Source organism: Gillisia sp. CAL575 (assembly GCF_000403785.1).
Classification (GTDB): Bacteria; Bacteroidota; Bacteroidia; order Flavobacteriales; family Flavobacteriaceae; genus Gillisia.
In genome coordinates, this window is record NZ_APHJ01000054.1 from 85,653 (window position 1) to 100,583 (window position 14,931).

The 14,931-nt window shown below is 29.8% G+C and carries 7 protein-coding genes; 1 reads left to right on the plus strand and 6 read right to left on the minus strand.

Going from position 1 to position 14,931, the window contains the following annotated elements; all coding sequences use genetic code 11:
* Nucleotides 1–19 precede the first annotated feature (19 nt).
* The 4 genes from I130_RS15120 to I130_RS15135 all read right to left on the minus strand — a co-directional run bounded on the left by I130_RS15120 (nucleotide 20) and on the right by I130_RS15135 (nucleotide 9,940).
* Nucleotides 20–865: a hypothetical protein gene (locus tag I130_RS15120; protein WP_157480598.1), complete on the minus strand. Its 846-nt coding sequence runs from the start codon at nucleotides 863–865 to the stop codon at nucleotides 20–22.
* A gap of 199 nt (nucleotides 866–1,064) precedes the next feature.
* A complete protein-coding gene (locus I130_RS15125; protein WP_034925166.1) occupies nucleotides 1,065–3,980 on the minus strand; it encodes a hypothetical protein in 2,916 nt (971 codons plus the stop codon).
* Between the two features lie 184 nt (nucleotides 3,981–4,164).
* Nucleotides 4,165–8,331 carry an ATP-binding protein gene (locus I130_RS15130; protein ID WP_034925169.1) on the minus strand — a complete coding sequence of 1,389 codons (4,167 nt, stop codon included), beginning with the start codon at nucleotides 8,329–8,331 and terminating at the stop codon, nucleotides 4,165–4,167.
* 559 nt (nucleotides 8,332–8,890) lie between these two features.
* The gene (locus I130_RS15135; RefSeq protein ID WP_034925172.1) at nucleotides 8,891–9,940 is read right to left on the minus strand and encodes a DUF3667 domain-containing protein; all 1,050 of its coding nucleotides are present in this window, start codon (nucleotides 9,938–9,940) and stop codon (nucleotides 8,891–8,893) included.
* A gap of 783 nt (nucleotides 9,941–10,723) precedes the next feature.
* Here I130_RS15135 and I130_RS15145 point away from each other — a divergent pair.
* Nucleotides 10,724–11,365: a thiamine phosphate synthase gene (locus I130_RS15145; RefSeq protein ID WP_034925178.1), complete on the plus strand. Its 642-nt coding sequence runs from the start codon at nucleotides 10,724–10,726 to the stop codon at nucleotides 11,363–11,365.
* A 56-nt stretch (nucleotides 11,366–11,421) separates the two neighbouring features.
* Here I130_RS15145 and I130_RS15150 read toward each other — a convergent pair whose 3' ends face one another.
* Together I130_RS15150 and I130_RS15155 are read right to left on the minus strand one after the other, a co-directional pair.
* Entirely contained in the window at nucleotides 11,422–12,615 is a 1,194-nt protein-coding gene (locus I130_RS15150) for an acyl-CoA dehydrogenase family protein (protein WP_034925181.1), read from the minus strand.
* 206 nt (nucleotides 12,616–12,821) lie between these two features.
* Complete coding sequence (locus I130_RS15155; RefSeq protein ID WP_232224193.1) at nucleotides 12,822–14,690, minus strand: hybrid sensor histidine kinase/response regulator; 1,869 nt, start codon at nucleotides 14,688–14,690, stop codon at nucleotides 12,822–12,824.
* Nucleotides 14,691–14,931: the final 241 nt, after the last annotated feature.

Sequence of the window (14,931 nt, forward strand, 5' to 3'; positions counted from 1 at the left end):
ATGAAATCATGTTCTTTCATTATTCATCATTCATTAGTACAAGATAATCCGTTAGAGTATCTATTATCTCATTATTTGAAAAAGTAAATTTTCCTTCTAGGAATTCTTTAATATTATTTTTAAATTCTTCTGTAGTTTCTACTTTATCAAGATATCTTTGTATATCTGTGCCATACTCTTTTTCAATTTCTTCTAACCATTCGTTTTCTACCCTATTTTTTTTACTAAGTCTATTTCTATATTCCGATAATTTCCAGACATTAAACATCATTTGTGAAAACGATTCTGCATTTTCGTTTATAGGTATAGTTTTTAGAGTTATATCGTTTAATGAAACCAACATTGAGTTATCAACGTATATTGGTATTGGGTTACCATAATCACTTTCTTCAAACTCTCCAGTATCGATAAAATTTTTGAATCTCTCAAAGAACACTTTTTGAACCCTAAAACCATTACTTATTGCTTGTGAATCTTGGATATTGATAAAATTAAAGAAATCGATTTCTGTAGAAGATAAATCTACTAAACCTTCAATTAGATATAAAGAGTCTTCTTCAAAATTCTCAGGGATTAATCCAGTTATACCAATTACTACTTCGCTTAAAGTTTCTGTTTCTATTACTCTATTTGGTAGGTGAAATGAAAAATATGATTCATTTTCAAATTCTTTAATTATATGATGTATTTCTTCTAATCTATTTTTATTATATGCTTCCCACCAGTTTCTTATTGTTGTCTTAGAATTAAATAATTGAGTTCTATTTGAATCGACAAAGTACAATACATAATATGAAACAGTAATAAGTAATCTATTATACCAATTTTGTTCTTCTATTTTTAAATTAGATATATCAGAATACATAAAAGAAGATTCAACTACTTTATCAAACGAATCTTGCATTAGTATAAGTTTGTGAAAAACAGCTTTTAAGTTTATAAATGCTACATTTCTGTCATTGTCTTTCTTGGGTTTAATTATGTTACCTAATTGGTTTAGAGTATTACTTAAAGATGAACACCAATCATTTATTGCTTTCTCATTTTCAGAAAATTGTCCTTTATCAAAATATTTTTTTTGATTGCCGGTTATATCCTTTTGTTTTGCTTAATAAATTCGATAAGGTTGTAATTTGCGCTATTAATCTATTTAAAGAGGACTTAAATTTAGATTGATTTCCTTCCATTGAAGATTCGAAATACCTAACACATATTTTCGCAAAATTCAATGATTCTTCTCTTAGCTTTACGTATTGATTTTGCCATTCGTAACTGGAAGATGAACGATACTTATCAAGAATTGTATTGTTCCATATTTGATTGATATGCACATCAAAAGTATCTACAATATTTGCATTAGGCATTGCTTTAATTGAGTTTTGCAGGACTATTTTATAGATTTCTTCATTTGGAAAAGGAAGAATAATAGCTTTAGTGTAATACTTACTATAAATGGGTAATAAACTAAAAACGGTTTGAATCCTATAAACGCTAAATTCATTAGCCTTGTCAGCATCTTTATCTAATAAATATTCTATATGTACATCTTTACCTTTTTCTCTTATAGATAAGGAATTGGTTTGCTTTTTTAATGTACTAATAATTAAGTTTTTATGTGTTTTGATGAACTTTAAATACTTTTTAGGATTTGAGATATTATAATAGCTGAAAAGTTCAGAAGCTTCATTTATATTTTCTTTCTCTAAAATCTCTAACAATTCATTTTCATTCAACTCAATTTTTAATGGTATAGAAACTGATAGTTGTTTAAACCATTTAATGAGAAAACCTAAACCCTGATAACTTTCAGTCTTATTCGAACAATTATCAATATGATTTGACAAATTATTAGCAAAGTTTACTATATCAGATTCTGTTATACTATATGGAGTGAGTTCTTCTGTCTTTTCCGAAAGAAAGTTTAAACCTGTTTGCTTTTCTCCTAATGATTCACTCAGGTCTTTTATTGTATTTAATTTCGTAAATGGCAATGTTTCAGTAATGAATAACTCTATACCACCGTGATTAAAAACTTCATCGAAAACTTCTTTATTTTCTGTCCAATATTGTAACGGTTCACTATGCATTAAACCGTCAATTGCATAAACCATTTCAGAAAATTTTTGTTTTGAAACAAGCTTAGCTAAATCATCATAAAATTCATCTTTTAATTCACTTTTTATAAGTGGGGAGATTGCAATAAAATAATCATAAATAAAATCCTCTGTAATTAACTTATATAGAGATAATAAAGTTTCTGTAATAGGTACGAAATTGTTTAAGATATCTACCAAATGTTGTGACCTTACAGGATGGAGTCCTTCAATAAACTCTTCTTCAAATCTTAAGTAGAATTCTTTTTCTAATTGTTTTAAAGCCTCTCCTCTATCAGTTGTAAATCCAATATTTTCTTGAATATGATTTATAAGTTTTATTGATTTAATTTTTAAATTTAAGACATCCGCAATAGAAATAATACGAAGAATTTCAATTTTTGAATTAGCATCATTCTCAGAGTTTAATTCTTTAATCTGCGTGTTCAATCGATTAGATATCATTTCCCCTTTGGTTAATAGATATACATATTCAATTAATAACCCTTTTGACTCAATTTTTTCCCATACAGATTGCCAGTTTGAAATCTCTAAATGTATTTTACCTCTTTTTTTTAGTTCTAAAAATATCTTCTTAGCTTCATTTATAGATAAACTTATATCTATAATTTTGATGCTTGTTTTAGATAAATCCAGCCCATATCGATACCAATCTACTTGACGAGTAGTTATTAGAAACTTAACAGGTAAATTATGTGTGACATCTATTAATTCGTGATATTTTGATAAGATGTTATTCAGTCCATCAATAACAATAATTGGTAATTCGCCAATTTGTACTCGAGATTTTATAAAATCAAACAAGCCAGAAATATTACTGTTTTCATTGCAATATTTTAATTCGTAAACAGAGTAACCTTTTTGTTTTAATTCAAAACTTGTTTGCCAAACTAAAGTAGATTTTCCTTGACCGCTTGAAGATTTAATTACTATTACACTACACTCATTTAGAGATTTTAAAATTTGATTATGCCACTCATTTCTTTTTACTGGTAAATTTTGAACTATATGAATTGGTCTTGCCGCTTTTCCTTCGTAATAATCATCCCTAACGATTGAGTTATCGTTACTATCAAAATCAATTTTTTGTATCCAATTATTTTCAATTGCAGGATTGGTAGGACTTTTTGAAAAAGAATCAGTTACTGATTGAAATATTCTTTTTAAATCTAAATACGTTATTGATGTACGTTCTTTTGAACAATTAAATGAACTGTAAAAAAGAGCTTTTAAATATTGATTTTCTGTACCTAAGTTGATGTTGAATTTTTCAAGTAAATGTTTATTACAACTTTCTATTAAATAGGATTCAGAAACCTTTACAAAACCAATGTTTCTTATAAAAAAATCAAAATTAATATCAGAAATATCAAATGATGAATCTTCAAATTTCTGTTTCCAAAAAGTAACAGTTTTATCGGTTATTTTTTTTATTACTATGTCATTGAAATTTCCTTTAGTTAATTTAAAGTTATAGACAAGTTTTAAATTACAGTTGGGATTAACTTTGAATGCTTCTAAGAAGTTTTGCAAAACTCCCATTTTCCAGAAACTACCTGCATCTATTGTGTTGATAGATGATTTAAGTTGTATGTATTGATTATTATCTATCTCAATTATATCCAAGTCTTCGATACCTTCTAAACGTATAGATTTTGAAAGATTTGAACTATCCAATTCATTTAAAAGAGTAAAACCAGAATAGAGTAATTGAAACCCTACTCCTCGAAAATTTATAGCACCTCCAGTTCTCTTAATAGCTAAGTTATTGAGTGCTATATTCAAATTCTCATCTATAGAATAGGGAATATTAATAGTAGGCTTTTGTTTTTTAATTTTTTGTTTTTTTTTCTTAGATTTTGACATTATGATTTCAAATTATACTCCGAATTTAATTTACTTACCACTTGTTTTTCTATCTATATTCTTTTCATTTTTGAAATCTAAACCAGTCTCATATTGTTTAACCAAAGTTTTCTGAGGCCAATTTGCCAATGCTCCAGCCAAATTATTATTCTATTTTACATAATAGAGCAAAATGTAATATTATTTATAATTTTGGAAAGAAAAATTGCATACCTCTAAAATCTCCATTGCCCTCACCAGTTATTCTATCGTAAGTATGTTGCTTTATTTGATATAATAATACCAGATCTTTATCCTCCATATATTTTTTTAATAGATCTGTTCTCAAGTAATCTAAATTTTGCCTAATTAGGTCAGGTTCTAAATATTGATATGATTTGAACGCTAAACTTCCATCTTCATTAATGATCTGAAAATCTTTAGCATTTGCTTTTAGATTTAAGTGTTTTCCAATATTTGGAGAAGGGATATTTCCGCTTAATGTTTTAAATATCTCAGAATTTGACTCCCACACATATTCAGTAGTTGTAGCTTCTATTGTATACGCAATGTGTTCTATTTCTCCATTATCATTCAAGGTTGGAATACTTTCTTCTGAAATTACTCCTTTTGGGATATTATCTGTCCAGTATAATTCTCCAAAATAGACGTGACTTAAGTAATCCTTTGTATCTAAATCGTGACTCCAATTAATCTCTTGATTAATAATATTTTTCACATTACTTATTATTTCATCTTTCTTTACTAAGAAGGATTCAATTAAAATAAAACTACGTACATCATACGATTCATCTAACTTTTGCTCTAAATATCCTTTTAATAATGTAAAGTTTCCTTCATTAAAATCTTGATTCCATACTAATTTTGATTCTTCATAAAATGACTTTCCAGTCCAAAGTTCATTATCATTTTTATGTTTAAACAAATCAACCTTAAATAATTTATCTCCATATATTATTGGCTTTGGATTACTCACTTCTATTTCAACATCACCTAATCTGTTATAAATTCTTTCATCTTCTTCACCACTCCAAACATTAAGTAAACCTTGGTTTAATAAATGACCGGCGTAATCAAAAAATGCAATCCAAGAATATTTTTTACCAAGTCTATCTAATTTACCTTCAAAACCATAAGGTTTATTCCCATAATAAAAATCATTTTCTTTTTTGTCAATAGACTCAAAATTATCCTTAGTGACATATCCAAGCTCAATGATTCGTTTATATATATTTGCTGTTGCTGTTAACCTATTATCTGGCCCAGTCTCTCCTCTCTCTTGAAGTCGTGGAATTGTATAATGTACAAAATCTCCTCTAAGAGGATCTGAATCAGAGCTATTATGCCAGCTATTCACAATACTGGCTACATAATTAGTATCATCTTCCGTGGCTTTTTGCCATTGGTCTTCAGGATTAAAATTGTAATTATTAAATGATTTTAATTCTTGATCTTCAAGAGAGAAAACCTCTTTATATAATGCTAAATCTACAATGTGTTTTAAACTGTCTATCACTATGTAATTAAAGGAAGGTGCCGCTGGAACGCTTCCAAATTGCAGATTATATATAGATTGAACTTGGTCTTTTAATAATCCATTAATAAAGTCAGTATCATTCTGTTTTCTTAAACAAACACCATAGCAAATAGCAGCTAAACGTTCGTAAATGTATGGTCTAGATACATTTGAATACTCAAAAATTTTATTAAAGATGAATTGAGGATTTTTAGTTGCATAATCTAGTAAAACAAGAGTTGCTTTATCTCTAAAGTTTCTCGAAGTAGATTCTAAAAGCCAAATAACTAGTTCTAGTTTTAATTTAATCGTCTCAATTTTATTCTCATCAATTTTATCATTGTCTTTAAAAAAATTATCTAAAAATTCATCCCAAGAATACCATCTATCAAAAATAAACCTGGTCCATATAAGATCAAATTGAAACTGAGGTAAATCTTTTAGTTGACCTGAGATGAAAAACATATTGAATGAACTCTTTGGATTTACAAAATTCCTCATTGATTCATCTAAAAGTCCTTCCCATCCTACTCTCTTCTTAAGAAAAGGTTTTAATTTTCTTGCAACATCTTCCTTTTCTTCTATTTCAGGATTTTGAAATAAAAACTCCCAAGTATAGTTTATTACTAACTGGTCTTCAGTATAATTAATTAAATCATCTTTTTTTCTTGAATATCCTATTACTAAAAATTTTAAAATATCTGTAACTAATTGATGGGTTTTGTTATCGTCTTCAATAGGATTATAATTTAAATAAGTTTTATAATATTCTGAATCTACTAAGTCTTTGGCATTAATAAATTCTTTTAAAATATTTTCAGCAATTAAATAACCTCCTATGTGTTGAAAAATATGAAGAACTCTTTCTTCCGAAAAACCAGGTATGTACTCTTTTAAAAATAATAATTCTTCATCAAGTAATTTAATCCCAATTGATTTAGACTCTAATATATCATCTATAGCCTTATTATCTGTTACCGATAAAAATTCATCGAAATCTAATGAGGCATCAAATTCAGTTTTAAATTTTTCTGATGAACGGTCTATTGCGTTTAATATTGGAGTTTTTGATGGTCTATCTAATAAACTTGCTACCTTTTCGCTTTGCGTTTCTACAAACAACCGTAGTATTTCCTCATAAGTATATTGCCCAAGTTGTATGGTTTTTGGGTTTAATTTTTCTGGATTTGTCATTTCACAAAAAACACCAAGAATTAGAGGCAATTCGAAAAAATCTAAATTAGGATTGTCTCTTCTTACCTCATTACAAATAATTTTATAATGGTCAAAGTAATTTTCAATTGCTTGTAATCTCTTTATATCATCTTCAAATCCTTCCAGCTGGAATATGTTTTTATTAAAACCCGTATTGAGATCTATTTTTTTTAGATAAGTTTCTCTACAAGTAATAACTAAAACAAGATTATTATATTGATGTATTCTATTGCACAATAATTCAAGGTTTTCAGCCCAAATAGTACTAAAACCTTGTAATAAGTTTGTGGTCTCATTTATGCCATCTATAATTATAATAGTTTTAGTATTTAATTTTTCTGAATAATCATTAATTTTAGCTAGTGAGTTTTCAAAGGTAATAGTGTCTGGAAGTTCCAAAATATTTTTAAAAGCAGCGTGTAAATTATTTTCTCCACTAAAGGAAGAGCCCGTTATAATAATAGATTTGAAACTTTCATTTGAAAGTATTCTTTCTAAATTTATTGAAAAATGAGTCTTTCCAATTCCGGCTTTTGCTTGAACAAGGTAAAAGTTATGGAAAATTTTATTTCTTAATATTTCTATTTGAGAAAATAAATATATTAAATCGTCATGTGCTCTATATGCTTTATAAATAAAATTATAAATACTTCTTTTTTGGTTAACTGTAAATGGCTTTCCATCTTCCTCTTTCTTAATAAACAGCTTAAGTCTCTCTTCATTTATGATCTCATTAATATTATCTACATTATAAGAAACTTCTAATAATTTTGGAATAATATAGTTTTTAACATCTTCAGTTTTGTTATTGTCTATTAATACATTTAATTCTTGAAAACTAGTTTTATAGGCTGGAAAACCATCTTTTAATTCAGTAAATTCTTTATAAGGAATAGAGGCTTCATCTAAAACTAATACATCTTGTATTGTATTTACTTTGAAAAGTTCATTAATTTCAGTTTCTAATTGATTAACACCGTTTATAGCTTCATCAACTTTTTCTTTTAAGACATGAAGTTGATTTTGAGAAAGTCTAATACTAGACAAAATATCTTCTTCAACCTTACTTTTAATATGTAAGTCTTTGTTGTATTTTGTACCAATTGATGATAGTTGATTTTTATTTATGTCTGAAAACCATTCATTTGTTGGTTCCCAATCAATATTTGAATAATTATTTTCAATTTTCAAAAAATTAATTTCTGATTTTACATCGATTAATACATTCCAATTCCATTCCCAAATCCAAATATTTTTCCATTGAAAATTGAAACCCTTATCCTTATTCCATTCTAGAATTGAAAAAAGTGTAATTAAATATAATTTAATTGAAATTGTTATAACAGAATAGCCTAATCCACCAGCAAAGAAAAGGTCGATTATTGTTCTAAAAAAAATTTCCCAACCTTCACCGTAATTAGTATTTACCCAATTAAAGAGCGAACTAAATTGAGCTTCTGTTTGAATACAAACTAACTCTGTAATTAATGATAAGGTAGCTATTTTTATTCCCCACCAGAATACTGATCTTTTTCTAAATTTATAGTCAATAAGCTTCTTTAAATAATAAAGAAACATTTCCCATAACTTAGACCCTATTTTCTTTAAAATTGATTTCATAAATTAAAACGTATTGATGGTTAGGTTATTGGAAGAATAGAATGACAGGGGTAATATAGAGAACTCTTTTTCACTTATATAAAAACAAATATATTAATATAAGTAAACCAAATAATCAAATCTCAATAATGTTTTATGTCTAACAGAAATATCTAAATAATTATCTCCATTCCATACACATTCCCACTTCGCTCCTATCCTTCGACAAGCTCAGGACCGCTTCGGGCAAAGAGTATTCCATTACATTTTTAAAGAAACATTCGAGAAGAAAAAAACAAAAGGCTTTGTAGTGTTAATTCCATCGCATCAGCTCGCTCCTTTTTCAAAAGGTCTACTGGACCTTTTTCATTCGGCCGTACCAAAGCAAAGCAACATAACGCTTAACATTATAACACACCCATATATAAAGAATAGCCACTGGTTAATTTACGTATAATACTATATTGAGCAGAATTATGATTAAGTATTTAAAATACTCGTTATCGATAGACATCATTTCAAAGCCGTTTTACTAGAAAGTTCTTGGATGTTATTCAATAACTATAACTTCAATATCTCATTAATATAACAAAAATGATACGAAGATCACGCCAATCATAGCAAGAGGTAATACAATAAAACTAAATATAAAGTAAATAACACTGGCCTTTAAAAATGACACCAGCCCATTGTTTTTATAAAAGTGACGTAAGGCTAGCGTTAGATAAATAACAAAAGAGACAAATACCAGCACATCAACCCAAATGGGAATATTTAGAAATGTATTCAACAAAATGAGTATACAAAAGGTGGTAAATAAGAAAGTGAAAAAATAAAAACTAAACACTAAATGATGTGCAAATTTGCCACGCCTCCAATAAAACAGCTTTAATAACAGCGCGAATAAGGGTAACATAAAGAACATTGCTATTGGAATGGTATCATAAAGTGACTGAAGAATTCCTCCACCTCTTTGCTCATATAATTTTAAAAGTTGAGAATAAAACTTCGTACTTAAAACTCCGGCATCTTTTTTCATTCCCATCGCCTCTAATTTTTCGGTTCTTGGAGCTTCACTTATAATCAACGAGTCTAAAAGCTTTTGTTTAAAATTTAAGTCCATTACTGGGATATTATGTCCGCCTTTCACCAAAGAGTCAATTTCTCTGATCTCCTCATCGGACATTCCAGTGTTTTCCTGATTTTCTTTAAGTGCTTTTTTAACTGCTTCCATACCCTTTGGATCAACTTTAACGGGTAAGGAATCAATAGACACTTCCGGATTAAATTCTTCCTTTAATGCTTTTGTTACTTTATTGTCTGCTTCTCGTATTGTAAAGGAGAAACTGAAAAAGAACACTACAGATATGAAAAGATAGAATTGTGCTGGATGCAAATAAGACAGTCGTTTCCCATCTACAAAACACCTGGCCAACACACCGGGTTTTGTCATTAAAGGAATAAAGCTTTTGAAAAACCGAGCATCTATAGAAAAGTAATTGCTAATAGTGTTCCTAAAGAGTACACCAAAAGTTAGGTTGTCTGCGGTTTCTTGTCCGCAATAAGGACAATAATCAAAGGAAGCATCGAAGGTTTCCTCACAGTTTTTACATTGATCTATATCTGCCATGTACTATGATTTCAATAAATTTACAAAATAAATAACTTGCGGTTTTATGTAGTTCATAAGCTTACTTGTATGCTGTCTTAATTATTTTATAGAGTTAAAAAGAATTGAACCTCATTTGTATAGGGTTTATCAATAATTTCTTTACTCATAATATGTAGGCTGAACAAGCTTTGCTTCCCTCCTATCGTCGTTAGGTAAAAAGAGTATTCAATTAAAATTGCAGAAGAAACTTTTGAGAAGAAAAAAATAAGAAAATTTGAGTTGTAAATCCCCATCGCATCAGCTCGCTCCTTCTTCAAAACGTCTTCTAGACCTTTTTCATTCGGCCGTACCAAATCGAAGAATGAGATTCGCGAACACCTCTAAAACAATATTATGCAGGATTATGATGTGTTCAGAAACTGTAAGTTATAATTCAATACTATGTAAATTATCCCGGTAAATTCTGTTTTAAAGAAACCTTTGTACTTGGGCACTTAAACATTCGTATTTTTGCATCTCCTTTAATTTTAATATTCTATAACAGCTATGTAGGAATTTTTAAAATAGGTGATTCTCTTCAACTTGGCGAGTAATCTACTAATCAATAACCTCGGGGCAAGCCCACGAGATATTTAGTGGAAGAAGATTTTTTTAATGATAACCTAAGGTTTTCAAACTTTCCTTTTCGTACGATGCGAGCATCGGGCCCTTAGAGATTAAACCCTCAATGAGGGATTAAAAAAAATAGAGACCCTTCTAAAAATGGAAAATGTATATCCAATAAAAAGAAAGTAAGACATTATGATACCTAAACTACATTATATATCTCAGGGAAACTCACCAAAAGAACATCTGGAGAACATCCAAAAAGCCTGTACTTCTGGTGTTGAACTAGTGCAATTAGGTTTGAAAAATGTTTCAGAAAAAGAACTTTTGAAATTAGCCAAAGAAGCTAGAGAAATAACCTCTCACTATCAAACCAGATTAATTATTAACGATCATTACAAAATAGCAAAAGAGGTTAAAGCAGATGGTGTACACTTAGAAAAAACAGACCCTTGTCCTACTAAAGTAAGAGCGCATTTATACACTTGGCAAATTATTGGCGCTACAGCAAATACCTTGCAAGATTGCGAAATATTAATTGATAAAGAAGTCGATTATATTTGTTTAAGCCCCTTTAGATTTACAACAGCCGAAGACAATTTAAGTCCGGTTTTAGGTCTAAGTGGTTATACTGCAGTTACAGAAGCCTTAAAAACTGAAACCCCAATTATTGGATGTGGAGGCATAACCACAGAAGATGTTAAAGACATATTAGAAACAGGTATTTCTGGAATTGCTATATCTGAAGAAATAACCCAAAATTTTGATACTATAAAAACATTTAACCTATTGCTAAACGCATCTTTAACAGAAGAGAAACGTCATTCATTCAAATAAAATAAGATCAATTTAGAATAAAGTTAAAAGTGAAATATCTTTAAAAAGGCTATATTTTATTTTTTCAATGCTTTCATTTGCTGAAACAATTCTTTGAACAATCCTCGAGCTATCAATACTTTCATGATCTCATTGGTTCCTGCATAAATTCTAGCTACTCTATTATCTGCATACATTCTAGCAATTGGGTAATCCCACATATAACCATAACCTCCAAATAATTGCAGGCATATATCTACTACTTTAGAGTGCATTTCTGTTGCTGAATACTTTGCCATGGAAGCGCTTTCTGCAGTGAGATTATGCTCTGATAATAATTTTGTACAACGATCTAAAAAAGCTTGGTGCATTTGGAGTTGTGTAGCACACTCAGCAAGTTTAAATTGTGTGTTCTGGAATCCGGCAATAGGTTGCTTAAAAGCAGTTCTTGTAGAAGTATATTCAATAGTTTTTTTAATGGCTCCTTCTGCCCCACCAATAGCGTTAAGTGCTACAATTAAACGTTCTCTGGCCAATTCGGTCATCATGATTTTGAAACCTGAACCTTCTTCTCCTAATAAATTCTCTTTTGGAACTTTTACATCATCAAAAAACAATTCACAAGTATCTTGGGCTTTCATGCCAATTTTCTTGAAAGGGATTCCCTTTTCAAAACCTTCAGAATCGCTTTCTATGATCAATAAAGACACGCCTTCTTTCTTTGTCCCAGGATTAGTTTTTACTGCTACTATAGACATATCACTCATAAAACCATTAGTAATGAAGGTTTTCTGCCCGTTTACCAAATAATAGTCGCCTTTATCTACCGCGTTCGTTGTGATTGCCTGCAAGTCACTACCACAGTTTGGCTCGGTCATACCAAGAGAAGTGATCATTTTTCCAGAAGCCATCTTAGGGAGATATTGTTGCTTTTGAGCTTCTGTTCCATATTTTAAGAGATATGGAGCAATAACATCTGAGTGTAATGAAAACCCTGGACCGCTGATTCCTTCTTTTGCCAGTTCTTCAATAAACAGGGCACTAAAGCTAAAATCTAGACCACTTCCACCATACTCTTCAGGCATATCGATGCAAAGCAAACCTAATTCTCCAGCACGTTCCCAGATCTCTCGGCTCACCATTCCATTTTTTTCCCACTCTTCTGTGTGATCCATAATTTCATTTTTTATGAAATCTTGAATCATCTTTTGGGTCATTTTATGTTCTTCTGAAGAGTAAATCTCGCGTTCCAATAATACATTTTGTAACATATCTTAAATTTTGATTGAATGGTTCATTTAAAATACGCTATTTCTTCCAGCTTTTATAAAAATCAGAATTAGTCAACATTTACATTCAGGCTAAATTCTGAACGAAACATTCTAGAACAATATAATATTAAATAGAAGTATGATAAAGAAAGCTTTGTAAGCTAGAAAATTATGAGGTATAGAGACTGCTCTTCTTGCTTTATACTTTAAGCTACCTGAGGTTTATTGAAATAATTTTGTATTAAATTCAATAGCTCATCTTTATTGATTGGTTTGGAAATATAATCATTACATCCCGCTTCAATTATCTTTTCTTTAATGCCAGACAGTGCCGATGCTGTTTGCGCTATTACAATCACATCTTTGTTGAACTCACGAATCTGCTTTGTGGCCTCATATCCATCTAACTGAGGCATTTGTATATCCATCAAAACTAAATTGATGTCGGGGTTATCTCGTGCAATTTCCACAGCCTCTATCCCTGTTTTAGCATGAAATATTGTAGCGCTACATTCTTTAACCATTGTAGATATTAACTTTGAAGATATATTGTCATCCTCTGCAATTAATAATATAAGATCTAATGCTTTAAGATCAGGACTGTTTGTATCTTCTTTTGAAGCTGAGATATTTTTGACAAGGGATTTTGTTAATTGTTTTGTATGATAGGGAATGGTAAAATAAAATGTAGAACCCTTCCCTACTTCACTTTCTACCCAAATTTTTCCACTAAGCATTTCCACATAGGCTTTAGAAATAGACAAGCCCAGTCCTGCTCCCTCTAATGCCATTTTATCTGATACATCTGCCTGTATAAAACGTTCAAATATTGCATTTTGTCTGTCTTTGGGTATCCCACCTCCTGTATCTTTTACGTAAAATTCTAATTCTCGGGGCTCGCTTTGAGTCTTTACTACATAGCCCAACTCGATGGTTCCATTTTCAGTATGTTTTATAGCATTCTTAACCAGATTGGTAAGTATGCCATAGATCTTTTCACTATCAGATTTAAAGAATGCTTTTTTATCAGAAAGCGAGTTATTGATTAAAAAACGGATTCCTTTCCCTTCAATCTGAGGTTTAAAAAAGGTGTGGACGAATTCAATTTGCTTATTAATATTGGATTCCTGAATATTAAGTTCCATTAAGCCCGATTCAATTTTTGAAATACTAACAATATCATTGATAATATTGAGCATTCTCCCTCCACTCTGCTTGATAATCCCAATATATTCTTGCTGCATTTCTCCAGACAGCTCAGGTTCTCGCAATAATTCAGCAAAACCAAGAATACCATTCATAGGGGTTCTTATCTCGTGGCTCATATTTGCTAGAAATGCAGATTTCAGCAAGTCACTATGTTCCGCTTTTTCCTTTGAAAGGACTAATTCTATGGCTCGTTTTTCTTTCTCTTCATTTTGAAAGACAAGTTCTTTATTTGCAATTATTAGCTCTGCTGCTCGTTTCGCTTTCTCTTCATTTTGAAAGAGAAGTTCTCTATTGGCAATAATTAATTCTGCAGCTCGTTTTTCTTTCTCTTCATTCTGAAAAATAAGCTCTTTGTTGGCAATTATTAATTCTGCTGCACGTTTCTCTTTTTCTATATTTTGAAATACAAGCTCTTTATTGGCTATTATTAATTCTGAGGCACGCTTAGATTTTTCTTTATTTTGAAAGACAAGTTCTATATTTGCAATAACTAATTCTGCTGCTCTTTTTGCTTTTTCTTCGTTTTGAAAGACGAGCTCTTTATTGGCAATAATCAATTCGGCTGCACGCTTGGATTTTTCTTTATTTTGGAAGACAAGTTCAATATTTGCAATAACCAATTCGGCTGCGCGTTTCTCCTTTTCTTCATTCATGAATTTAAGTTCCAGATTAGCAAATATTAATTCTGCTGCTCGTTTTGCTTTTTCTTCGTTTTTTAAAGACACCCCTTGAATAGCAATGATCAACTCCTGCTTTAGTTGCTTGCGTCTTTTATCATCAATATGTTTTATTGAGATTAAAAATTCTTGCTGTAATTTATTCAACTCATCTCGAATTTCTTTTCGAGATTTAATCTGATCACTCATGATAAAATTGTTTTGTAGGGTGTCCGCAATTAGTATTTATAATCTGGGATCGATCTACTTTCTAACTAGCATTATTATTAATGAAAACCGTTTATTGTTTTAAGAGCAGTTTTTTAGAAGCAGTATTCGTTGAAATATTTTAATGTAATCATTTCCCAAATTCTAATTTGTCATGATCTGCGATCCAATATTTCGCTATATTTTAATTTTAAAAATAAGACTAAGTATGATCTTATTATTA